This window comes from Pseudomonas indica NBRC 103045 (assembly GCF_002091635.1).
Classification (GTDB): Bacteria; Pseudomonadota; Gammaproteobacteria; order Pseudomonadales; family Pseudomonadaceae; genus Pseudomonas_M; species Pseudomonas_M indica.
The window spans coordinates 1-22,163 of sequence record NZ_BDAC01000024.1; the positions used below are offsets into that span (position 1 = coordinate 1).

A 22,163-nucleotide genomic window follows, 5' to 3' on the forward strand; every position below is an offset into this window, starting at 1 on the left:
CGTCCCTACAACAGAGTCGGGCCCACCTTTGTAGGAGCGAGCTCTGCTCGCGATTCGGACCGTAGAGCAGCTTCGCCAGCAGAGCTGGCTCCTACGAAAGCAGTTCGGATCGGTCTGTAGGGGCGAATTCATTCGCCCAATGCCCAACCGGACGAATACACCACCTCCATTCCACCCACCTCGCTCACACCACCGATGCCGCCACACACCTCCCCCTTCACCCGCCTCCCCTCACTCTCCAAGCCCCTGCTCAACGGCTTCGCCCAAATCTTCCTCCAAGCCCACCCTGGCTGCGGCCTGCTCTGCCTGCTGGCCATCGCGCTGTGGGCGCCGGACCTGCTCGGCGGCGCCTTGCTCGGGGGATTGGCGGGGACCCTGGTGGCCTGGCGGCGCGGTTATGACCGGGACGACATCGACGCCGGCCTGTACGGCTACAACGGCATCCTGCTCGGCCTGCTGGCCAGCCTGAGCTTCGCCTGGAGCCCATTGCTGCCGCTGCTGATCGTCTGCGCCGCCGGGCTGTCGAGCCTCGCGGTGCATCACCTGCTGCGCGCCATGCGGGAACGGCAGTGGCTGCCGGCCCTCACTTCGCCCTTCGTGCTGCTCGGCTGGCTACTGCTCGCACTGGCCGGGCCCCTGGAACTGGAAGCGCGCGAAACGCTTCCGGCCGCCCCGCTCTCCCTTGACTGGCCAAATGGCCTCGGCGCCTTGGCGCGGGGCCTGGGCCAAGTGGTATTCCTCGATCACCCGCTGGCCGGTCTCTGCCTGTTCGCCGGCCTGCTCCTCGCCGACCGCCGCGCCGCCCTCTGGGCCGCACTGGGTTCGGCGCTCGGTTTGGCGCTGGCCCTGCTCCAGGGCTGGCCGGCGCAGAACGCCCTGCTCGGCCTGCACGGCTACAACGCCGCCCTGGCCGCCATCGCCCTCGGCCAGACCCACCGCGCGCCCTGGGCGCCGGCCATTGGCCTGCTGCTCGCCCTGCTCCTGCAACCCGGCTTCGCCGCCCTCGGCCTGCCGGCGCTGACCATGCCGTTCATCCTCGCCTGCTGGCTGGTATACGCCGGCCAGCGCGTCTTCAGGCAAGGCGCCGCCACCTGGCATCCCGGCCGGCACTGAACCGCTGCCCGCCCGCCTCCGGCTCTGCTAAGGTTCCGCCAACGCAAGGAGCCACCGATGCAGCCGCAGACACTTCGCGAACGCCTCTACGTCATCATCTTCCAGACCGATACCCCCGCCGGCCGCCGCTTCGACACCTGGCTGCTGGGCATCATCTTCGCCAGCCTGGTGGTGGTGATGTTCGACAGCGTGGAGCGTCACCACCGGAACTACGGCGACCTGTTCATGGCGCTGGAATGGTGCTTCACCGCGCTGTTCGCCGTCGAATACGCCTTGCGCGTCTATGCCAGCCCGCGCCCCTGGCGCTACATCTTCAGCTTCTACGGGCTGATCGACCTGCTCGCGGTGCTGCCGGCATTCATCGCCTTGCTGTTCCCCGAGGCGCAGTACCTGATGATCGTGCGGGTGATCCGTATGCTGCGGATCTTCCGGGTACTCAAGCTCACGCCCTACCTGAGCCAGGCCAACTTCCTGATCACCGCCCTGCGCGGCAGCCGGCAGAAGATCACCGTGTTCCTGCTCAGCGTGACCACCCTGGTGATCGTCTTCGGCACCGTCATGTACGTGGTGGAGGGACCGGCGAACGGCTTCACCAGCATTCCGAAGAGCATCTACTGGGCGGTGGTGACCCTGACCACCGTCGGCTTCGGCGACATCACCCCGCAAACCGCCTTCGGCCAGGCCATGGCGACCCTGGTGATGATCACCGGCTACTCCATCATCGCGGTGCCCACCGGTATCTTCACCGCCGAGCTGGCCAATGCCATGCGCAGCGAGTCCCTGCACCACCCCTGCCCGCGCTGCCACAAGGCGCACCACGAGCTTCACGCCGCGTTCTGCAACCGTTGCGGCAACCCGCTGTACCCGGAGAAGCGCGATGAGCAAGCTTGATCCGACACGCTGGGACGCCCTCTGGAAACGCCTGGGCGGCACTGCTCCGGCCGGCAGCTTCGCCGAGCTGGAGGCCGCCTATGGCGAACCGCAGCGCCACTACCACAGCGACGAACACATCGCCGCCTGCCTGGCGCATTTCGATGCCTGGCAACACCTGGCCGAACGGCCCGAACAGGTGGAACTGGCGCTGTGGACCCACGACCTGGTCTACGACACTCGCCGCCAAGACAACGAAGCCGCCAGCGCCGAACGTACCGCCGCCTGGCTCCGCAGCGCCGGCCTCGATCAACACGCCGAGCCGCTGCGCCAACTGATCCTTGCCACCCGCCACCAGGACATCCCCGAGGACAACGACGCCGCTCTGGTGGTGGACATCGACCTCAGCATCCTCGCCACCCCGCCCGACACCTACGCCGACTACGAACGCGCCATCCGCACCGAATATGCCTGGGTCCCGGAACCGCTGTTCAAGGCCGGGCGCGGCAAGATACTCCGCCACCTGCTGGAACTCCCCCGCCTCTACCAGCACGCCCCGTTGGCGGAGCGCTGGGAGCGGCAGGCACGGGAAAATCTGGAGCGGACGTTGGGGCGGTTGGGAAGATGACTGCCTGAATTACAACTACAGACGAGGCCGGACTACGCTGAAGGCAAATGCCGTTGGAGATCGGTGAGATGAAGGAATCCAGCCAAGCCTTAGAGATGGAACAGAAAGTTCGTGCTTGCACCTGCAAAACCTGCAAAGCGCTCATAAAGCTTATCGACGACCACCATGCAGATCTTCGCTTTTCGGTAACACGGGCGGGAAGGCTCTGCGAACTGGCGGTGGTTGCTTCGACAGGAGCACTGGGCCTTCCCGAATACAAGGTAGTGAAAGCCCGAAGAAAATACGCCGAGCATCACCTGGGAATCAAACTTACTGGTCCGACAAGCAATTCGGACAAGCCCGTGCATATCAGGCATGCCCTGAACAATTCAAATCACAACCCCGAGGCCAAAAACCGAATCAACCTTGGAGAGGCCGAAGCAACCTTCTCGAACAACCGTTTTTTCCTGTTGCCAACGAAACAGCCTGCGTAGCTTGGACATGACGCAGGCTGCGACCAGCCCCCTTACCTCAACCAGCGCCGCCACCGCCCCTGTCCGACCACACCATCGTCCGCTCTGAACCTCGGCATGCTACTTAGCGGTATCCACAGTTCGCCCTGCCACTCCAGCAGCGTGACCTGCCGTGAATCCCAGGTCATCCGGGTACGGCGGGGTTGCAGTGCATCGCTCGTAAAGACATCGCGCAGGGCGGGAATCACCTCCACGTTGAGCCAGCGGCGCAGGCTGCGGTTTTCCGGGTGGGGATAACGACCAAGCGCCCGGTAGACGCCGGATTCGTTGATGACCCGTGCTTCTTCCTCGCCACCGCTGGCATGGCGGAAGCGCACGGTGCGGGTCTGGTCGTCCTCCATCAGCCGGTTGATGCGTTCGGGATGGCGATGGCCAATGAGGCGGCAGAAGTCGTGCGCATCGAACCAGGGCTGGTTATCGATCATTACGCCGCGCAAAGGGCGGTTGTAGCGGAGGAAGGTAAGAGGGGTTAAGGCTTCGTCCATGGTGAGACTCCAGTATCGGTTTGAAGACCTGCCACCAACGTCGCTAAACATTAAGGTGGCAGACCGCGCAGGGTTAGCGAACCGGGGATACTGAACCCGGCAGACCCGAGGGTCTCCCCACGCGATCTGCCATAACGCATTGCAGTCAAAACCACAGGCGTACCAGCACCTGCAATTGCTCATAGAGCTTTCGCATGCGCTGGTTGGCGCAATCGCACCAGTATCTTCCGGGTCGCTACACCCGGCCACGGGATTGACCGTGGCCGGCGCAGGATAGGTCGGGGAAAGACGAAGGACAAGCGCGGCCTGATTTGGCATCGTCAGCGTTCACGAACGGATCACGCTTTCGCCACAACCGGCTTCACGCATGGCTAGCGAACCCGGATTGCGCTGCGCTTATCCGGGCTACTCGCTCGGTGGGCCTGGCGTACCCCAGCCGGGCGGATAAATCCGCCCCGACAGGCACAACATACAGGCGGACTCATCCGCGAATGCGGCCTCGCTATCCATCGCGAATGAATTCGCTCCCACAGGATTCCGGTTGTAGGGGCGAATTTATTCGCCCGCGAGGCTATGTCGGTCGAATGAATTCGACCCTACAGGTCGTTAGGCACGGGCAATCTGTAGGAGCGAGCTCTGCTCGCGAAATGGGCCACACAAAAGCATCGCCAGCAGAGCTGGCTCCTACGAAAGCGGTGCGCGCGGCATCGAAACCTGTGGGAGCGAATTCATTCGCGAAGACGCAGCGACGTTATCGCGAATGGATTCGCTCCCACTCTCAGGGCCGGGCAGGCCTTTTGTAGAAGCGAGTTCTGCTCGCGAATGAATACGCACAAGAGCTTCGCCAGCAGAGCTGGCTCCTACGAAAGCGGTGCGCGCGGCATCGAAACCTGTAGGGGCGAATTCATTCGCCCACACCCCCACCGTAGCCCGGCTAAGCCCCGGCGGCACTCCGGGACAGGCGAGCCCCACTCATTCATCCCAGGCACAAGCCCGGCATTCCTTATCGCCAATGAATCTTCCCGCTGACCCGTCATGGCGAATGCGAAACAGAGGCATTCCGCCAGCAAAAAAAGGCCTTGTTCGAGGCAAGGCTCAAGGACGCACCCTGCGACGAAGCCATTATTTCGCCATGCCGCAAAGGTCCTGTTTTGAGCCCTTTCAGCCGCTCCGCTTCGCCGCTTGCCCGGCCCTGGCGGCTGGACTATATACACCTTCCCAGTCGTATCCCCTCCGTGCGGCTTCCCAGGGAGAACGGACTCTCATGGACCTTTCTGCCCATTCGCCGAGTCGGTATTCGGACATCGAATTCGTCGGTGCCAGCGCATCGGTATTGAAGTTGTTGAAGATCGCCGACGATGTGTCGGAAACCAACGCTCCCATCCTGATCACCGGCGAATGCGGAACGGGCAAGGAAATTCTCGCCAGACGCATCCACCAGCGCAGCCAACGTCGCAACCGTCCTTATGTCGCCGTCAATTGCGGGGCCATCGCCAGTTCGCTGGAGGAATCCGAACTGTTCGGCTACGTGCCCGGCGCGTTCACCGGCGCCAACAAGCGCAAGCAGGGGCTGTTCGAGGCGGCGAACCACGGCACGGTATTCCTCGACGAGATCGGCGAATCCAGCCCCGGCCTGCAGGTGAAGCTGCTGCGCGTGCTGCAGGACGGCGACTACGTGCCGGTGGGCTCGGCACAGACCCACCGCTGCGACGTGCGGATGATCGCAGCCACCAACCGGGACCTGTGCGAGGCCCTGGGACGCGGGGCTTTCCGCGCCGACCTGTACTACCGGCTGGACGTGGTGCGCCTGCGGGTCCCGCCGCTGCGCGAGCGCATGGAAGACATCCCCCTCCTCACCCGCCACTTCGTCACCCGCTACGCACGGACCTACGGGCTGTCCACGCCGGAAATCCGCTCGGACTTCTACGCCAAGCTGCTCCAGCAGGACTACCCGGGCAATGTCCGCGAGCTGTCGAATTACGTGCACCGGGCCGTGGTGCTCAGCGGCGGCGCGCCCCTCACCGCAGCGCTGCTGGACCAGCTCCCACCCATCGTCCAACCGGCCCGTCCCGTGGAGCCGGTACCTCCGCCGCGCCCGTCGGCACCCGCCGCCAATACGGCGGGAATTCCCTTCCACGAAGCCAAGAAGCACCTGATCGAGACCTTCGAGCGCGAGTACCTGATCGCCGTGCTGAACGAATGCGGCGGCATCATCTACCGTGCCGCCAAGCTCGCCGGCATGAGCGAGCGCGGTTTCCACCAGAAGCTCCGCCATTACGGGATCGACGGCACCGGTTTTCGCAGCGGTACCTGAATACGCCGTGTTTGCGGAAGCCCATCTCCGCAAACACTGAAGCGTACTTCCGTGTTTCCCCCGCCCCGCCTCCATCGACCTGCGACAACCCTTTGATTCGCCACTGATTTTCAACGCAGACCGAATCCGGCACGAAGCCTGCTCCTGTTCCCTCGACACGTCGATCACGTCCGGCCCGACGGACGGGGAACACACCACAGGAGTGACGGCCATGCCGAGATACGCGCAAGCCTGGGTCGAAGACGATGGGGAATACGCCGATCCCTATCCGGCCATTCGCGAGGTGCTGTCGGATGCCTATGCCGACGCGGCGCCGGAGACCATCGAACAGCTCGTGGAAACCACCTACCCCGGCCTCGCCGCAGAGGACCTGGAAAGCTTCTTCAGCACCCTGAGCCGGGCCGGCCAAGCGGTCGGCCAGGTGGCCAAGCGCGCCCTGCCGGGCGTGGTCCAGGGCGCCACCGCCGGGGCCGCGCTGGGCCCCTGGGGCGCGCTGGCCGGCGGGATCGCCGGAGGAGCGCTGAGCGCCGCCACCTCGGGAGGCGCCCGCCGTGCTCCGCGACGCGCGGCCCCGCCACGCCGGCCAACGGCGCCTGCCGCCCCGCCCCGTGCCGCCGGCGCGCCGGCCGCCACCCAACTGCTGCGCACGCTGTCGCGCCCGGAGGTGAGCCAGAGCCTCCGCTCGCTGGCGATGGGCGGTGCCGGCCGGCGCAACGTCAACGTCGGCGGGCAGAGCGTTCCGATCGGCGCCATCACCAATCTGCTCGGCCAATTGCTGGAGCGGGTGCAGGCGGAAATGCACGGCTTCAGCGTGGGCGAGACCAGCGGCACCCCGGCCTACCTGCTGGATGACGCCGGGGAATATGTCGTCGACCCGACCGATCCGGCGCAACGGGCCGACCGGGTCCTCGAACTGTTCGCCCGCGAAGACGCCGAGGCCGCCGAGTCGCTGCGCCCGGTCGAGGTGGTCTACGTGGAAGCGGACGACGACGCCTGGGACGAAGACGAGGAGGTGGACGACGACGCCCTCTCGCTCTACGAGGGCCTCGATTACGACGCGCTGGACGACGACACCTACTGAGCCGGAGGAAGCCGCCATGCCAGGCATGCAGGAACTGCTGCAACAGATGCTCAGCGGACAGCAACCCGACCCCGGCGCGATGAGCGCGCTGTTCGCCGAGCACGAGGACCCGCGCATCCGCCTGATGGCCCAGTTCATGAGCCAGGACAGCGGCGCGCCGGAGCCGGAGGACGAGGCGACCGAGGTGGAGGCAGAAATCGTCAGGGACACCCTGCCGCCGCCCTCCGACTCGCTGCGCCTGCGCCGCCGGATACGCCACCTGACCGAAGAGCTGCACGCCGCCCAGAGCATCGGCGACACCCTCGCCGCCGCCTTGGGCGCCTGCTACCTGTGCTGGGGCGAAGACGACGACTGCGAACTCTGCGGCGGGCACGGCCAGCCGGGCTGGTGCGAGCCCGACGCGGAGCTGTTCGCCGGCTACGTCGCACCGGCGGTCGCCCGCCTCCAGCAACCGTCACCGGGTTTACCGGAGGGTTCGGAAGAACCCTCTTTCAGCATGCCGCGCGTGAGCGTCGGCCCATCCAACAGGAGTGAGATATGAGCATCTACGAGATGGCGGCAGAGGACGACGATGTATTCGTCGAGGAAGACGAATTCCTTGCCGAGGATGTCGACGAAGCCTTTACCGAAGAAGACGAATTCGACGAACGCAAACGCCGCCGGACCCGCCGTCCGCCGCGCATCCGCGCCGGCCGCACCGCCCAGGGCCGTGGCTTCGTCAAGCCCAAGCCCTCGCGCCAGCCGGTGACCACCGCGACCCTGCAGGCCAGCCTGGAACGGGTGGGTCAGGACATCCGCACCAACGCCGCGGCGATCAAGCGCCTGGAAGCGCAGGTGAAGTCCGCCACCAGCAAGCTCAACAGCATCGACAACGTGCAGGACAAGAGCATCGCCGAGCTGCGCAAGGAGTTGAAGAACCAGAGCGGCGCCTCGCAGCAGCAGAACCAGATGAACATGCTGCTGCCGCTGTTGCAGAAGTCGCCGGAGCTGGAGGCCAGGCCTGGAGCCGATACCGAAACGGCCAACGACATTCTGGGCGCCGTGCAGGTCAAGAAGCAGGATTTCACCCTGCCGCTGATCATGATGATGATGTCCTCCCAGGCCAGCGCGACGGCGGGCGGCGCCAACAACAGCATGAACATGCTCCTGCCGATGATCCTGCTGCTCGACAAGTAGGCACGCGACCATCGCCCCGCGAAAGGAGAACGCCAAGATGTTCGGACAGATCAATCCCATGAACTTCATCGTCGCCCACCGTCTGGCGACGAACCAGAACGTCGACTCGAAGACCGCCACCCGCCACGCCCTGGTCGGTTCGCTGTTGGGAGAAGGCATCCTCGGGCCGGTCATTGCCCGCCAGTTGGCGATCCGCGATGCCGCCGCCATCCCACCCGCGACGCGACCGGCCACCGGCGCGCCCGCGGGGAGCACGGCCAACCCCCTGGAAAACATCAGCCAGACCCTGCGCACCTGGACGGAAGCGGAGTCGCAGCGGGACGCGGAAGACCTGAAGCGGGCCAACGAGCTGATCGCGCAGGCCAACGAGCGCAGGCACCAGCGCACCGAAGCGCTCAGGGCACTCTGCGAAAGCCTGGGCACGCTGAGCACCGGCAGCACCTGCCCGGCGACGGGGACGAGCGAGGAGCCCAAGGATACGGCGAGCGCCGCGTAAGGGTTCGTGCCGCCGCCCCTCGCCATCGACCGACGGCGAGAGGCGGCGGCATCGGACCGGGAATACCGCGCGTCCCGCCGGACAGCGATCCCTCCCATTCCTCAAGGTCGAGGACACATCATGGACCCCGCGCTCCGGCAATTGCTCGGCGAGACGGATTCAGGCGAGATCGAGGCCATCATCCGCCTGGCCACCCCGCCCCGGACACCGCCCGGCGTGCGCCTCGTCGCACGCTTCGGCGAGACCATCGCCACCTGCCGCATCGCCCATGACCAGGTGGTGGAAACCTGGGCCGACGACGCGGTGGTCAGCCTGAAGGCGGCTCGCCCGTTCAACGACGACGAAGGGACCGCCGAAGGCCATGGCGCCCCTCCGGAAGACCCCGCCCCACTGGACCGGCGCCCGGCCGATCTCGATACCACCGGCGAGGGCGTGATCGTCGCGGTGATCGACTGGGGCTTCGATTTCGCCCACGACAACTTCCGCAACGACGATGGCTCGACGCGCATCCTCGCCCTCTGGGACCAGACCAGCCGGGCCGGCCCGGTGCCCCAACCCTACGGCTACGGGCATGTGTTCAGCCGCGAGGACATCGATGCCGCGTTGGCATCGCCGCGCCCCTATGCGGCGCTCGGCTATCACCCCGGCGTCGCCGACCGGGGCGGACAGGGCTGCCACGGCACCCACGTGCTGGACATCGCCGCCGGCAACGGCCGGTTGCCCGGCTCCCCCATGGGCGTGGCGCCCCGCGCCGAATTCCTGCTGGTCCACCTGGCGACCCGCGGGACCGACGGCGAAGCCAACCTGGGCGACTCGGTGACCCTGCTCGAAGGGTTGGACTGGATCCGCCGGCAAGCCGGTCGCCGCCCCTGGGTGGTGAACATGAGCGTCGGCCGGCACGGCGGCCCGCACACCGGCCTGACCCTGGTCGAGCTGGGTATCGACGCACTGCTCAACGAGGCCCCCGGCCGCTGCGTGGTGCAGAGCGCCGGCAACTACTACGCGTCCAACGTGCACAGTGGCGGGCAGTTGCGCCCCGGCGAGACGCGCCGATTGCGCTGGCAGGTCGGTGCGGCGGACCGCACGCCGAACGAGTTGGAAATCTGGTATTCGCGCCACGACGGCCTGGGCGTGACCCTGATCCCCCCGGATGGCCGCGGGGCAATGACCGTGCCCCTGGGCGGCGATGCGCCGATCCTGTCCGGTTCGCGGACCGTCGGGCACTTCTACCACCGCGCCCGCGACCCGAGTAACGGCGACAACCACGTCGACATCTTCCTGGAAACCGACGCGCCGCCCGGCGAATGGCAGGTGCGCCTGTACGGCGACGACGTGATCGACGGCCGCTACAACTGCTGGGTGGAGCGCGACTCGGCATGCCGCACCTGCCAGTCGCGCCTGCACCCACAGGATGCCGACCCGCGCAGCACCACCGGCACCATCTGCAACAGCCAGCGCAGCATCGCGGTCGGTGCCTATGACGCCGAGGACCCGGACCGCCCGCTGGCTCGCTTCAGCAGCGCCGGCCCGACGGTGGACGGGCGCATCAAGCCGGACTTGGTCGCACCCGGCGTACAGGTCTGGGCGGCCCGATCCACGCCCCGGCGCTCCCACACACCGCGCCCGGCACTGGTGGCCAACTCCGGCACCAGCATGGCGGCGCCCCATGTCACCGGCGCCGTTGCCAACATGTTCGAGGCGGCGGGCCGCGCGCTGTCCATCGAAGAAACGCGCCGCCTGCTGCTGGGCAGCACCGAGCCGCCCGCGCCCGACGACGACCCGATGCGGATCGGCAGCGGCTACCTGGACCTGTCCCGCGCCGTCGCGGCGACCCGGGCCTGGGTGCGGGCCCATCCGCTGCAGCCCTACCCCGGCGAACGCCTGACACCCCGGCCCCACCCGCCCGCCGCCAGCGGGTTCCCCACCGCCGATATCCCCATCCGGGCCGGCCTGACCGCACGGCCGCTGGCCGCAGCGGTGGAGGCCACCCGTGAATCTCCCCTGGAGACCGCCATGGCACACGAACGCTTCATCCCCTACGCAGAGAACGAACCCGAAGACGCCGAGGCGCTGATCGAAACGGCACTGGCCGAGGCCATCCCCGGCCAGTCCCTGTACGACGCAACGGGCGCCCCGGCCGGCGTCGCCGACCTCTTCGACAGCCTGGCGGGCTACCACGGCGAGGCCATGCGGCGGCACTACCAGCAGTTCGTCGAAGTGGTCGGTGCGCCCGGCGAGTCGGTCGCCGGCCAGTTGCGCCCTGGCGACATCCTGCTCGAACGCGCCTTCGGCGAGGGTTCGCTGGCCAGCGCCACGCTGATCACCGAGGACGACCTCGACGCATTCGACGAAAGCAGCGACTGCTCCCATCCCGACTGCGAATGCGTCCGCTGCCGCCGCGCCGGCCGCCGTCGGCGCCTGGCGCGCAATCGCCTGGTGGTGCGGCCACGCGCCGCGGCCGACACGGCGATGGAGTACGACGAAGACGTCGAAGCCCTGGAATGGGGCCTGCCCGCGGACGACGAAGAGAGCTACCCCGACGAAGCCGTGCCGGCGCCGCCAATGGCCGTGCCGGCCCGCGACCCGGTGCCCTTCGCCCCGGACCCGCCGGCGGGCAGCTACTGGCCCATCGTCACCAGCCACCCGCGCGGCCGCGAGGTCAACTATCGGGCAGCGGACGGCTCCTATGTCGGCGCCCAGGCGGGCCGGGCGTTCCTCGCCAGCCGCAGCAGCGGCGCGCGCTACCACGTCGGGATCGACCTGTTCGCCAACCTCGGCGACCCGGTGGTGGCCATCGAGGACGGCCGCGTCATCAGCTTCTACGGCTTTTGCTGCGGCAAGCAGATGACCACCAACGCGCTGCTGGTGGAGCACAGCAACGTGGTGGTGAACTACGGCGAGGTCGCCCCCGACTCGCTGCGGCGGGCGGGTCTGGCGATCGGCTCCAGCGTGACGGCGGGCCAGGTCATCGGCTATGTCGGGCGCAACCCCGGCGGCAGCAGCATGATCCACTTCGAGACCTACGTGCCCGGCACCCGGCGCAACAGCCGCTTCCCGGTGGGCAGCCGCCGCCCGGCGCCGCTGCTGAACCCCACCTCCTACCTGCTCTGGCTGCAGACTCACGGACGCACGCCCGGTGGCTCGGCCGGCGGCGGTGCAGGCAGCGGCGCCACGGGAAGCGCCGGTACCGGCACCAGCACGGGCTCCAACTCCAGTGCGACCGGCACCCTCGGCGCGTTGCTTTCCGCCGTCGGCTCGGCGGCTTCCGCCGTCATGGAAGCCCTGAGCAATGGACTCTGGCCGAACGCCGTGCGCCTGGCCATCGCGGGCGGGCAACGCGACCCGAACGCGCTGACCAACATGGTGTTCTTCGCCCGCCACCCGGAACGCAACGGCCGCCCCCTGGCGCAGGGTGAAGCGGACTTCGCCCGGCTGAGCCGGGAGTGGCTGGACATCCGCAACAATCTGGTCCGCCCGGCTCTGGCCGGAGGCGCCAGCGAGGGGCTGGACGACGATGGCGCGGAAGGCGCGGAAGCACTCGAAACCAGCGGCGAGCGCGCGCTGCAACAGGCGCCCAACCAACCGATCGGGGCGACCCCACTGACCGACGCCGAATGGCACAACCTGGAACTCTGGCTGGGCCGGGGCGAAGTGGGCGTCGAACCGCTGACCGCCGACGCCGACCGCAACGCCCTGATCGTCGCCGAGGCGATCTTCTGCGGGCGCAACCTGACCCGCCTGGTGACCGGCACCGGCGAAGACCCGCTGCTCTGCGTACTCTCCGACGTGACCCGCGCCGATCCACGGGTACGCCAACTGGTGCCGTTCGTTACGGCGCGCGGGCCCATCGTCCACTGGCCGCGGGTGTCAGAGGACGAGCGCATCCTGTACGCGATGAGGCGTCTGGTAGACGAATACCGCTTTCCGGTGAACGGCGCGGCGGGGCTGGTGGGCAACCTGTTCGCCGAGTCGGGGGTGCTGCCGAGCCGCATCGAAGGCAGCGGCATGGCCACGCCCCTGACGGCGCGCCACTGCAACGGCACGACCGCCACCTTCTCCGCCGAGGAGGTGATGAACCGCACCTGCTCGGTGAGCAAGGCGCGTCCCTGCGGGCGGAGCAATCCGGGCCAGGGGCCTTGCATGCCCGGCATCGGCCTCGCCCAATGGACCACCGCCGCACGCCGGCGGGAACTCTTCCAGCACGTCTTCCAGGGCCGGCCGGCGGGCGCCCGCATTCTCTTCGACATGGATGCCCAACTGGACTATCTGAACAGCGAACTGACCGGCCGGCCTGGCTTCGCCGGCGTCGACCGCTTGCTGCGGCGACCGACGGTGGGGGTGGACGAGGCCAGCGACGAGGTCGTCTACAACTTCGAGATTCCGGGCGCCGTCCTCGACGCGCAGAACCACAAGCTGCCGCGCAGCAACCCGGCCGTGCAGGCGGTCTTCCGCAGGCGCCGGGGCCTGTCGCAACGTGCCCTGCGGGTCTACCGCGCCCGACATCCGGCAGCCGCGGAAGACCTCGATGCCCTCCCCGACTTCGAAGCCGAACTGGACGACGCCCTGCCAGAACAGGCAGACGAATCGCTGGAGCCCAGCGAATCTCCACACACCGGCGAATGGGCCGAGACCTTCCTGCTCGACGAGGAAGTCGCCAGCGCCGCCAGCCAGTTCGTGCGCTGGGTGCAGAGTTCGCTGAACCGGGTCCTCGGGCTCTCCCTGGCGGTGGACGGCGTGGCCGGTACACAGACGCGCCAAGCCATCCGGCAGTTCCAGACACGGGAGGGCCTGACGGTGGACGGCATCGTCGGTCCGCAGACACGCTCGGCGCTGACCCGCGCCGTGCAGCGCCTCGGTACGCCTGGCACCGCTGCGCCGACGGGCGGCTCGAGCGGAAGCACCATCAGCGCCTGCGCCGGCCTGCGCAGCCCGGAAGTGATCGACCGCTTCGAATTCAACCGCTCCGAGGTGCTGCCGAGCCACCAGCCGCAGATCATTCGCATCGCCCGCTGCATCGTCGCCAGCCAGCGCACCGCGAGCCCGATCAGCAACCTCGATGTCGTCGGCCATACCGACCCGGTGGGCACCGACGCGGCCAATCTCGACCTCGGCCGGCGCCGCGCCGAAGCGGTCAAGCACGAGCTGTTGCGCACCATCGACCGCATCCTGCCGGGCACCGCCGCGCGCATCGTGATCAATGCCTCCTCCCAGGGCGAGACGCGCCCAGTATCGAGCCCGGACCCGGCCGCCAGCCGGCGCGTGGAAGTCTTCATGACCCTGCCCACGATGCCCCGTCCCACCGTGCCGCCGGTCCCGCCGGTGACGCCGCCCCGGATACCACCGGAGCCGCCGGAAGTCCCGGACAACGTGCGCGACCTGTTGCGCCGCGTCCGCGAGGCCCTGGAAAGCGTCCTGCAATGGGTGCCGGACGCCGTGCGCGACACCCTGTGCCCAGGCATCACCGCGCCGAGGAACCTGCGCTTCCTGTCCGCCGCCGAGCAGGCGGAAGCGCGCAGCGTCTACGCCGGCAGCCTGGACTTCAGCCGGATCATCATCACCGACGGGCTGGGTTGCGGCGGCCGGCCGTTCACCGTGGCGTTCCCGGTCGGCTCGGACTGGTGGGTCGCGCTTAACCAGGGCACGGTCGCCAGCTTCGCCACCCGCCCCCGCTCCGACACGCTGATCCACGAACTCGCCCACGCCTGGCAGTCGCAACACCACGGCAGCGACCCGACGGCCTTCATGCGCAACTCGATCATCAACCAGGCGGGCGCCGCCGCGCTGACCGCCCTCGGCCTGGAAGCCAGCGCCTACGCCTACATCCCCGGCAAGCCGTTCGCCGAGTACGGCGCGGAGCAGATCGCCGAACAGGTGGAGGACAGCTACAACGGCACCGGCAGCCCGACCCCGGCCGTCGCACGGCATGTCCGCTCGGTGGCGGCGGGCGTAGCCGACCCGGATAACGAAGCGAGTCTGAGCGTGAGCACGGCTTTCGAGCGGCGCTCGACCAGCGGGGTGGTCTGGCCGTGAGGGAAAGGTTTGGCTCTGTCTACGTGGCCGGAAGCTCCAGAGCCAAACCGATTACTGAGTTCAGTAGAGACTTCTTGTTTCGCCCCCCGGCGAGTTACTTCTGGCAGTCGCCCCAGAAGGTAACCAAGAGGGCTTGCCCCGGCATCCGAACTAGGCGTCCCTGCCCGGCTTCGCCGGGGTTCCCTCGCTCCATCGCCGCTCCGGGGGCCGACCTCGGTGGCCCCCTGCGAAGGGCCATCCCTGGCCAATCGCAGCTCTCGCGGCATCCATGCCGCTCGTCCTCCCCGGCCGGCCCCCTACACGACGATTCCGCTCGGCCTACTGACGGGGCGTCGGAGTTGGTCCAACCTTTTCTGCAAGCCTTCTGGCAATGCCAAAGCCCCAGGATCACTTCACTGCGCCGAGCGGCACGAATCTCCCCTCTCCCGTTTACGGGAAAGGGGCCGGGGGAGAGGGGGACGTCACGCGCACGGAACTTGAACTTCGTCCTTCAGGCCACTTCGATTGGCGTGGATGGAACCACGAAAAACGCCGCCCACCTCGGAGAGGCGGGCGCCCGGGTCAATACAGGCCTTTGCCCTGCCCTTGACCTTGCCCCTGGGGTTGGGGCTGCCATTTGCCACTGTTCCCCTTGTTGTTGCCGCCCCCCTGCTTCATGGGCTGGCCCTGCGGGGCGCTGTTGATCAGGCCGTTGCCTTGCTGCTTGCCTTGGCCCTGGTACTGATTGCCTTGGCCTTGATAGTTACCCTGGCCCTGATAGCGGTTGCCCTGGCCCTGGTAGTTGCCCTGGCCTTGATAGCGATTGCCTTGGCCCTGGTAGTTACCTTGACCTTGGTAGTTACCCTGGCCCTGATAGCGATTGCCCTGACCCTGGTAGTTGCCCTGGCCTTGATAGCGATTGCCCTGACCCTGGTAGTTGCCCTGACCCTGGTAGCGGTTGTCCTGGTATTTGTAATTGCCCTGGCCCGGCTGGTTGCCGTAGCCGCCTCCCTGGTAGCGATTACCGGGGTTGTTTCCATACCCCGGGGCGCCCTTTGGGGCGGGGTATTTCTTGTACAGGCCCGGCGGTACGTAGCGGTAGTCGCGGACATTCCAGGGACCGTCGTAGTGCGGCGACCAGTACCAGCCACCGTCACGCCAGCGGTAGTAATAGCGATCGCCGAAGTAGAGGTGGGCATGGCCGAGGCTCACGTAGACGCGCAGGTCCGGGTCCCAGCGCCAGCGTCCGTAGGGGGGTGGACCATAAGGCGGGCCGTAGCCGCTTCCGTAGTCGCCCGTGTGCACCGTGCAAGCCGTCAGCGGCAGCAGCAGCGCCATCAAGAGCAGCAAGCGAAACTTCATGGAAGGACTCCTTCGCGTTCAGGTGCTCATATGACCGCAAACGAAGCGGCAAGTTGCCATCGCCGCTCCTGAGGTGACGGTCGGCCATGTCGGTTGAGACACATAAGGCTCTGTTTGCGTTAAGTGAATCCATGTAGGGGCGAATTTATTCGCCCATGTGTCATGCCGTTATCCAATGTTGGCCGCATCTCTTCTGCAAACCTTCGGGCAATGACCCGGCATCGGCCCCAACTCGCCATGCCAGGCACACCTCCCTCTCACCTTTAGGGAGAGGGGCTGGGGAGAGGGGTTTGTCTCGCACGGAGAAGAGGTGGTGCCCGCAGGTGTCTCCGCCCCAAAGCGAACGGTCCGACGGAGCGGCTGTCACACCCACAGACGGCCATCGCGCCCCGCTCTTCCCTCCGCGCCCGCCACGGGGCGCCGAACCCGGAATGGAAGGCCGACCATGGATCTGCTGAAACTCCTGCACTTCGCCAGCCTGCTCGGCTGGTGCGGAACCCTGCTTTATCTGCCGGCGCTGATCGCGGCGGGCACGCGGCGCAGCGAGACGCTGTTCTACCGCGATCACGCGCACCTCACGCGGCTGGTTTTCACCCTGGTGGCCACGCCGGCGGCGCTGCTGGCCATCGGGTCGGGGACGGCGCTGTTCCTGCGCGACGGCATCCTCGGCACCTGGCTGATTCTCAAGCTCACCACGGTGGCAGCACTAGTGCTCTGCCACACGCTTTGCGGCGTGCTGGTGCTGCGCATCGAGCGGGTGCCGGAGCGCAGCGTCGGCCGCGAATGCGTGGGCATCGGCGTGCTGATCACCCTGCTGATCGCCGTCACCCTGTGGCTGGTATTGGCCAAGCCGTTCTGACGATGGCCGATCTCGACAATCTCCCCCGACCCGGCCGGCATGGACGCTCAGACGTCCACATCCACCCCCACCGCGTGTTCATAGACCAACCGGCCGCCCAGCCAGGAGGCCAGGGCGATGAGCAGCGCGGTGAGCAGCGACAGGTAGAGGCCCCAAGGCTCGACCGAGTCGGCGTCCTCGCGGTAGCGCAGCAACCAGTTCAGCGAGGCCAGCGAGAGCATCATCACGGCGATGATGGCGTGGCACCAGGCGGTGATCTTTTGCCGGATGCGCCGCACGAACAGCAGGTCGATCAGCCCCATGCTGCTGGCGATCCAGCCGCCTCCCGCGCCGACGCCGGCCAGCCAGAGCGCGGCGCGCGCCCAGAACGGGTCGCCGCTGAAGAGGTAGGCGCAATCGGCGCCGACCAGGCCGATCAGCGCGGCCACCGGGAAGTGGATCAGCATCGGGTGCAGCGGGTGGCCGCCGAGAGCGGCGCGGCTGACGATGGGCTCGTGGTCGGCGTTTCCGGCCATGGGGCACTCCGTGATGGGCGGGGACGGCGGCACCGAACCGGTGCCCTCTTGCAATGGACCGTTTTCCCGCTGGCAGTTCCTTGTCTGACGGCCTGCGGCGGCGCCCAGTCCGCCCTCGATCCGGCCGGCCCGATGGCGCGCGAAGTGACGTTGCTCTGGTGGGCGATGCTGGGCTTCGCCAGCCTGGTACTGCTGGGCGTGACCGCGCTCTGGCTGTATGCCATGCACCGCGCGCCGCGCGAAACCAGCGCCGAGCAGGCGCGGCGGATCAACCGGCGCTGGATCGTCGGCGGCGGCCTTCTGTTGCCCGGCCTGAGCATCCTTCTGCTGCTGGCCTTCGGCATCCCCGCCGGTCATCGGTTGCTACCGTTGCCGCTGGCCGAACCGCCGCTGCGCATCGAGGTGACCGGCCACCAGTGGTGGTGGGAAGTGCGCTACCCGGACGGCGTGGTCACCGCCAACCAGTTGCACATCCCGGCCGGCCGTCCGGTGGACCTGGCGGTGAGCAGCGCGGACGTCATCCATTCGTTCTGGGTGCCGCGCCTCGGCGGCAAGCTGGACATGATCCCCGGCCGTCGCCATGTGCTGCGCCTGCAGGCCGACCGACCGGGCACCTATCGCGGCCAGTGTGCGGAGTTCTGCGGCAGCCAGCACGCGCACATGGCGATCGACGTGGTGGCCCACGACGAGCCGGCGTTCCAGGCCTGGATGGCGGCGCGCCGCGAACTGCGCTTCTCCCCGCCCCCAGGGGAGGCCGGCGCGGTGTTCGAGCAGCGCTGCGGGCGCTGCCACCGGGTCGCCGGGGTCAGCGAAGGTGGCCGTGCACCGGACCTGACCGACGTCGGCTCCCGCCCGAGCCTCGGCGCCGGCACTCTCGACAACCGCCCCGGCGCCCTGCGCCGCTGGCTGCGCGAGCACCAGCGGCTCAAGCCGGGCAACGGCATGCCGGCCCACGACGACGTGACGCCGGAAACCCTCGACCGGATCGCCGATTGGCTGGAGACGCTCGCCCCATGAGCCGCGACATGCCCTCCCCCGAAGCCGAACGCCTGCACGAACGCTTCAACGCGGTGTGGGGCAACCCCACAGGCTGGCGCGCACTGACGGTGGTCAACCACACCACGGTGGGGCTGCGCTTCCTGGTCACCGGGGCGCTGTTCTTCCTTTTCGGCGGCCTGCTGGCGATGCTGCTGCGCACCCAGTTGGCGCTGCCCGGACGCGATTTCATGGGGCCGGACCTGTACAACCAGGTCTTCACCATGCACGGCACGGTGATGATGTTCCTGTTCGCCGTGCCGATGATGGAAGGACTGGCGGTCTACCTGATTCCGAAGATGATCGGCGCCCGCGACCTGGTGTTCCCGCGCCTGTCGGCCCTGGGCTATTTCTGCTACCTGTTCGGTGGGCTGATCCTGGTGGCCAGCCTGTTTCTCGACATCGCCCCCAAGGCCGGCTGGTTCATGTACACGCCGTTGTCCAGCGCGGCGCATACGCCGGGGCCGAACTCGGATTTCTGGCTGCTGGGCATCACCTTCGTGGAGATTTCCGCGGTAAGCGCCGGGGTGGAGCTGGTGGTGTCGATCCTGCGCACCCGCACCCGGGGCATGACGCTGGACCGCATGCCGCTGTACGCCTGGTACATCCTGGTGATGGCGATGATGATCGTGGTCGGCTTCCCGCCGCTGATCCTCGGCAGCATCCTGCTGGAACTGGAGCGCGCCGCCGGCCTGCCGTTCTTCGAGGTGGCGCGGGGCGGCGACCCGCTGCTCTGGCAGCACCTGTTCTGGCTGTTCGGCCACCCGGAGGTATACATCATCTTCCTGCCGGCGGCGGGCATCGTCTCGACCCTGCTGCCGGTGTTCGCCCAGCGCCCCATCGTGGGCTATCGCTGGGTGGTGCTGGGGGTACTGAGTACCGGCTTCATCAGCTTCGGCCTGTGGGTGCATCACATGTTCACCGTGGGCATCCCGCAACTGGCGCAGGCGTTCTTCTCGGCGGCGAGCATGCTGGTGGCGATCCCCACCGGGGTGCAGATCTTCGCCTGGCTGGCGACGCTCTGGCTGGGGCGGCCGGTGTACCACGTGCCGATGCTCTGGCTGGTGGGCTTCCTGGTGATCTTCGTCGCCGGTGGGCTGACCGGGGTGATGCTGGCGCTGGTGCCGTTCGACTGGCAGGTGCACGACACCCATTTCGTCGTGGCCCACATGCACTACGTGCTGGTGGGCGGAATGTTCTTCCCGCTGATGGCCGGGCTCTACTACTGGCTGCCGCATTTCTCTGGACGGATGCCTTCGGTGCGCCTCGGCCGCTGGGGGTTCTGGCTGGTGTTCGTCGGCTTCAACCTGACCTTCCTGGTGATGCACTGGACCGGCCTGCTGGGCATGCCCCGGCGCATCTATACCTACCCCACCGGCCTGGGCTGGGATTGGCCGAACCTGATCTCCTCCATCGGCAGCTTCGTGATGGCCATCGGCATCGCCACGGTGCTGCTGGACATCGTGCTGCACTTCCGTTTCGGCCTGCCGGCCAAGGAAAATCCCTGGCACGCGGACACCCTGGAATGGGCCACCAGCCTGCCGCCCACGTCCTACAACTTCGCCAGCCTGCCGGAGGTTCGCGGACGCCATCCGCTGTGGGACGACCCGGGCCTGCCGCAGAGCATCGCCCACGGCGAGCACGCATTGGCGGTGATCGACCACGGCCGCCGCGAGACCTGGGGCTCGGACCCGCTGACCGGCCAGACGCGCGAGATCATCCACCTGCCGGGCAACAGTTGGCTGCCGGTGATCGCCGCCGCGCTGATCGCTGGCGTCTGCCTGAGCCTGCTGACCCGCGCCTACGGGCTGGCGGCGCTGTTCGCGCTGACCAGCCTCGGCGTGCTGCTGCGTTGGTCCTGGGAGAACGGTGCCCATCCCAAGGCAGCGCCGGACGCCAAGACCCAGCCCGGCGATCCGCCGCTGCATTCGCGTACCTGCGACGGGCCCGGCCTATGGGGGATGGCGGTGACGCTGCTGGCCGACGGTGCGCTCTACCTGTCGTTGCTGTTCGGCTGGTTCTACCTGTGGACGGTGGCGCCGGACTGGCAGGTCCCGGAGCGGGCCGGCTTCGACCAGCGCCTGCTGCTGGCCAGCGCCGTGCTGCTGGCCGTGGCCACCTTCTGGCAGCGGCGGCTGCTGGTGCGGTTGCGCCAGGGCGATGCGCGCGGACTGGCCGGTGGGTTGGCGGGCGTCGCCGGGCTCGGCCTGCTGCATGCAGTGCTGCTGCTCTGGGCGCTGCTCGGCGGCGAGCTGGCGCCACGGCAGACGGCACATGACGCGGTGATCGCCGTGGTGCTCGGCTATAGCCTGGTCCACGGCCTGCTCGCTGCCGTCCTCAGCGCCTTGCAGGGCTGGCGCGTGAGGTGCGGCTACGTCGGCGTCGAGACGCCTTACGAACCGCTGGTGGTGGAGCAGCTCTGGTACTACAACCTCGGCGTGCTGTGGATCGGCTACTTCGCCCTGGTGCTGTTCCCGCCGACCTGGGGGGCCGCCTGATGCGACCGCTGCGCTCGCCCTATAACCCGATCCACATCGCCCTCGGGCTGGTGATCTGGAGCCTGTGGTTCGTCGCGCTCTATGGCGGGCTGTCTGTGGCCTGCCGGGTGGCGCCGCCGGCCCTCTCGCTGGGGATGTGGAACTGGCTGAACCTGCTGTTGGGCCTGTTTTCGGTCGCCACCGTCGCCTTGCTCCTCGGCTTGGCGAGGTGGTCCTGGCGAGCCGCTTCCCGCGCGGGGAAACGCTCTCCGGAACGTTTCGCCGCCCGCCTCGCCGCCACCGTGCACCTGGTGGGGGCGGTGGCCACGCTGGTCGTCGCCGTGCCGCTGTTGAGGCTACCGCCATGCGTGTGATCGTTGCCGCTGCCCTGCTCGCCCTCAGCCTGCCGGCCTGCGCCCATGGCCTGTTGGAGAGCGTGCGGGGCGAGCGCCTGCCGATCCTCGTCGGCGCCCTGCTGTTCGGAGCGGCCTGGCTGCTCTACGGGCTCGGCGCACGCCGGGTTCGCCCTCATGGCCACGAGGCGCTGTGGATGCACGTCGCCATGCTCATCGCCGCGCTCTCCGCCTTCGGCCCGCTGGACGACTGGGCGGAAACCAGCACTAGCCTGCACATGCTGCAGCACATGCTGTTCATGCTGGCAGTGGCCCCGCTCTGGGCCCTGGGCCGGCCGCTGCCGCAATGGCGGGCGATGCTCGGGGCAACGCTGCAACCGCTGTGGAACGGCATCTTGCGGGCCGCCCGCTACCCGGTGGCAACGGCCATGGTGCACGGCGCGCTGATCTGGATCTGGCACACGCCGCGCCTTTATCTGCTGGCGCTGGAACATCCCGGCTGGCACATGATCGAGCACGCCTGCTTCCTGTTCAGCGCCTGGCTGTTCTGGTGGTCGTGCCTGCACGCGCACCCGCGCTTGGTGCCGCAGGCGTTGCTGGCGATGCTGCTGACGCTGATGCACACCGGCCTGCTCGGCGCCCTGCTGACCTTCGGCGACACACCGTTCTATGGCGATGCGCGGGACTTGCAGGACCAGCAGTTGGCCGGTCTGCTCATGTGGGTGCCGGGCGGGTTGGTCTACCTGGCCGGCGCCGGCTGGATCGCCTGGCGCTGGCTCGGCCGCCTGTGGCGACGCCAGCAGCGGGTCGGTAGCAGTCCCTTGGGCGAATGAATTGGCCCCTACAGATCCGACCCGACACTGTTCCGTAGGAGCCAG

General features: G+C 67.9%; 18 protein-coding genes. 15 read left to right on the forward strand and 3 right to left on the reverse strand.

The genetic code is table 11. The annotated features are described in order from the left end of the window. Nucleotides 1-195 precede the first annotated feature (195 nt). The 4 genes from PIN01S_RS22025 (at nucleotide 196) to PIN01S_RS26820 (ending at nucleotide 3,084) form a co-directional block, all read left to right on the forward strand. Nucleotides 196-1,113: an urea transporter gene (locus PIN01S_RS22025; protein ID WP_084339024.1), complete on the forward strand. Its 918-nt coding sequence runs from the start codon at nucleotides 196-198 to the stop codon at nucleotides 1,111-1,113. A 57-nt stretch (nucleotides 1,114-1,170) separates the two neighbouring features. Then, nucleotides 1,171-2,004 (forward strand): ion transporter, encoded by an 834-nt coding sequence (locus PIN01S_RS22030; RefSeq protein ID WP_084339026.1) that lies wholly within the window; start codon nucleotides 1,171-1,173, stop codon nucleotides 2,002-2,004. Further along, complete coding sequence (locus PIN01S_RS22035; RefSeq protein ID WP_084339028.1) at nucleotides 1,991-2,611, forward strand: HD domain-containing protein; 621 nt, start codon at nucleotides 1,991-1,993, stop codon at nucleotides 2,609-2,611. Before PIN01S_RS22030 ends, PIN01S_RS22035 begins: the two co-directional genes overlap by 14 nt. 68 nt (nucleotides 2,612-2,679) lie before the next feature. Beyond that, entirely contained in the window at nucleotides 2,680-3,084 is a 405-nt protein-coding gene (locus tag PIN01S_RS26820; RefSeq protein WP_169715866.1) for a hypothetical protein, read from the forward strand. A gap of 32 nt (nucleotides 3,085-3,116) precedes the next feature. On the opposite strand, the gene PIN01S_RS22045 is transcribed toward PIN01S_RS26820, so the two are convergent. Further along, nucleotides 3,117-3,608: a BRO-N domain-containing protein gene (locus PIN01S_RS22045; RefSeq protein ID WP_084339030.1), complete on the reverse strand. Its 492-nt coding sequence runs from the start codon at nucleotides 3,606-3,608 to the stop codon at nucleotides 3,117-3,119. A gap of 1,264 nt (nucleotides 3,609-4,872) precedes the next feature. Here PIN01S_RS22045 and PIN01S_RS22050 point away from each other — a divergent pair. From PIN01S_RS22050 to PIN01S_RS27265, 6 genes are all read left to right on the forward strand, one after another. Next, entirely contained in the window at nucleotides 4,873-5,922 is a 1,050-nt protein-coding gene (locus PIN01S_RS22050; protein WP_169715867.1) for a sigma-54 interaction domain-containing protein, read from the forward strand. 211 nt (nucleotides 5,923-6,133) lie between these two features. After that, entirely contained in the window at nucleotides 6,134-7,003 is an 870-nt protein-coding gene (locus tag PIN01S_RS22055) for a hypothetical protein (protein WP_084339034.1), read from the forward strand. A 16-nt stretch (nucleotides 7,004-7,019) separates the two neighbouring features. Next, the gene (locus PIN01S_RS22060) at nucleotides 7,020-7,544 is read left to right on the forward strand and encodes a hypothetical protein (RefSeq protein WP_084339036.1); all 525 of its coding nucleotides are present in this window, start codon (nucleotides 7,020-7,022) and stop codon (nucleotides 7,542-7,544) included. Further along, nucleotides 7,541-8,179 (forward strand): hypothetical protein, encoded by a 639-nt coding sequence (locus PIN01S_RS22065; protein ID WP_084339038.1) that lies wholly within the window; start codon nucleotides 7,541-7,543, stop codon nucleotides 8,177-8,179. Before PIN01S_RS22060 ends, PIN01S_RS22065 begins: the two co-directional genes overlap by 4 nt. Before the next feature lie 37 nt (nucleotides 8,180-8,216). Beyond that, nucleotides 8,217-8,675: a hypothetical protein gene (locus tag PIN01S_RS22070; protein WP_084339040.1), complete on the forward strand. Its 459-nt coding sequence runs from the start codon at nucleotides 8,217-8,219 to the stop codon at nucleotides 8,673-8,675. Between the two features lie 120 nt (nucleotides 8,676-8,795). Then, a complete protein-coding gene (locus PIN01S_RS27265; protein WP_084339042.1) occupies nucleotides 8,796-14,705 on the forward strand; it encodes a phage tail tip lysozyme in 5,910 nt (1,969 codons plus the stop codon). 561 nt (nucleotides 14,706-15,266) lie between these two features. Here the strand turns inward: PIN01S_RS27265 and PIN01S_RS26890 are convergent. After that, nucleotides 15,267-16,046, reverse strand: a complete 780-nt coding sequence (locus PIN01S_RS26890) for a hypothetical protein (RefSeq protein ID WP_174604940.1) — start codon at nucleotides 16,044-16,046, stop codon at nucleotides 15,267-15,269. Between the two features lie 445 nt (nucleotides 16,047-16,491). On the opposite strand from PIN01S_RS26890, the gene PIN01S_RS22085 reads away from it, so the two are divergent. Further along, nucleotides 16,492-16,905, forward strand: coding sequence for a CopD family protein (locus tag PIN01S_RS22085; protein WP_084339044.1), 414 nt, complete (start codon nucleotides 16,492-16,494; stop codon nucleotides 16,903-16,905). A gap of 47 nt (nucleotides 16,906-16,952) precedes the next feature. On the opposite strand, the gene PIN01S_RS22090 is transcribed toward PIN01S_RS22085, so the two are convergent. Next, the gene (locus tag PIN01S_RS22090) at nucleotides 16,953-17,420 is read right to left on the reverse strand and encodes a DUF2231 domain-containing protein (RefSeq protein ID WP_084339046.1); all 468 of its coding nucleotides are present in this window, start codon (nucleotides 17,418-17,420) and stop codon (nucleotides 16,953-16,955) included. A gap of 132 nt (nucleotides 17,421-17,552) precedes the next feature. Between PIN01S_RS22090 and coxB the strand changes: the two genes are divergently transcribed. The 4 genes from coxB to PIN01S_RS22110 are packed head-to-tail and all read left to right on the forward strand — an operon-like array spanning nucleotide 17,553 to nucleotide 22,118. Continuing rightward, nucleotides 17,553-18,437, forward strand: a complete 885-nt coding sequence (gene coxB, locus PIN01S_RS22095; RefSeq protein WP_084339129.1) for a cytochrome c oxidase subunit II — start codon at nucleotides 17,553-17,555, stop codon at nucleotides 18,435-18,437. Next, nucleotides 18,434-20,953 (forward strand): cytochrome c oxidase subunit I, encoded by a 2,520-nt coding sequence (ctaD, locus tag PIN01S_RS22100; protein WP_084339048.1) that lies wholly within the window; start codon nucleotides 18,434-18,436, stop codon nucleotides 20,951-20,953. The genes coxB and ctaD overlap by 4 nt, the downstream gene beginning before the upstream one ends. Continuing rightward, entirely contained in the window at nucleotides 20,953-21,306 is a 354-nt protein-coding gene (locus PIN01S_RS22105) for a hypothetical protein (protein ID WP_084339050.1), read from the forward strand. Before ctaD ends, PIN01S_RS22105 begins: the two co-directional genes overlap by 1 nt. Next, entirely contained in the window at nucleotides 21,297-22,118 is an 822-nt protein-coding gene (locus PIN01S_RS22110) for a cytochrome c oxidase assembly protein (protein ID WP_084339052.1), read from the forward strand. The genes PIN01S_RS22105 and PIN01S_RS22110 overlap by 10 nt, the downstream gene beginning before the upstream one ends. The last annotated feature ends 45 nt before the right edge of the window (nucleotides 22,119-22,163 follow it).

Excerpts from the sequence above, each read along its gene's own strand:
- PIN01S_RS22085 (WP_084339044.1), top strand. The coding sequence starts at position 16,492 with ATGGATCTGCTGAAACTCCTGCACTTCGCCAGCCTGCTCGGCTGGTGC.
- PIN01S_RS22060 (WP_084339036.1), top strand. The coding sequence starts at position 7,020 with ATGCCAGGCATGCAGGAACTGCTGCAACAGATGCTCAGCGGACAGCAA.
- PIN01S_RS22045 (WP_084339030.1), bottom strand. The coding sequence starts at position 3,608 with ATGGACGAAGCCTTAACCCCTCTTACCTTCCTCCGCTACAACCGCCCT.
- ctaD (WP_084339048.1), top strand. The coding sequence starts at position 18,434 with ATGAGCCGCGACATGCCCTCCCCCGAAGCCGAACGCCTGCACGAACGC.
- PIN01S_RS22110 (WP_084339052.1), top strand. The coding sequence starts at position 21,297 with ATGCGTGTGATCGTTGCCGCTGCCCTGCTCGCCCTCAGCCTGCCGGCC.
- PIN01S_RS22035 (WP_084339028.1), top strand. The coding sequence starts at position 1,991 with ATGAGCAAGCTTGATCCGACACGCTGGGACGCCCTCTGGAAACGCCTG.
- PIN01S_RS27265 (WP_084339042.1), top strand. The coding sequence starts at position 8,796 with ATGGACCCCGCGCTCCGGCAATTGCTCGGCGAGACGGATTCAGGCGAG.
- PIN01S_RS22090 (WP_084339046.1), bottom strand. The coding sequence starts at position 17,420 with ATGGCCGGAAACGCCGACCACGAGCCCATCGTCAGCCGCGCCGCTCTC.
- PIN01S_RS22030 (WP_084339026.1), top strand. The coding sequence starts at position 1,171 with ATGCAGCCGCAGACACTTCGCGAACGCCTCTACGTCATCATCTTCCAG.
- PIN01S_RS26890 (WP_174604940.1), bottom strand. The coding sequence starts at position 16,046 with ATGAAGTTTCGCTTGCTGCTCTTGATGGCGCTGCTGCTGCCGCTGACG.
- PIN01S_RS22105 (WP_084339050.1), top strand. The coding sequence starts at position 20,953 with ATGCGACCGCTGCGCTCGCCCTATAACCCGATCCACATCGCCCTCGGG.
- PIN01S_RS22070 (WP_084339040.1), top strand. The coding sequence starts at position 8,217 with ATGTTCGGACAGATCAATCCCATGAACTTCATCGTCGCCCACCGTCTG.
- coxB (WP_084339129.1), top strand. The coding sequence starts at position 17,553 with ATGGCGCGCGAAGTGACGTTGCTCTGGTGGGCGATGCTGGGCTTCGCC.
- PIN01S_RS22050 (WP_169715867.1), top strand. The coding sequence starts at position 4,873 with ATGGACCTTTCTGCCCATTCGCCGAGTCGGTATTCGGACATCGAATTC.
- PIN01S_RS26820 (WP_169715866.1), top strand. The coding sequence starts at position 2,680 with ATGAAGGAATCCAGCCAAGCCTTAGAGATGGAACAGAAAGTTCGTGCT.
- PIN01S_RS22025 (WP_084339024.1), top strand. The coding sequence starts at position 196 with ATGCCGCCACACACCTCCCCCTTCACCCGCCTCCCCTCACTCTCCAAG.
- PIN01S_RS22065 (WP_084339038.1), top strand. The coding sequence starts at position 7,541 with ATGAGCATCTACGAGATGGCGGCAGAGGACGACGATGTATTCGTCGAG.
- PIN01S_RS22055 (WP_084339034.1), top strand. The coding sequence starts at position 6,134 with ATGCCGAGATACGCGCAAGCCTGGGTCGAAGACGATGGGGAATACGCC.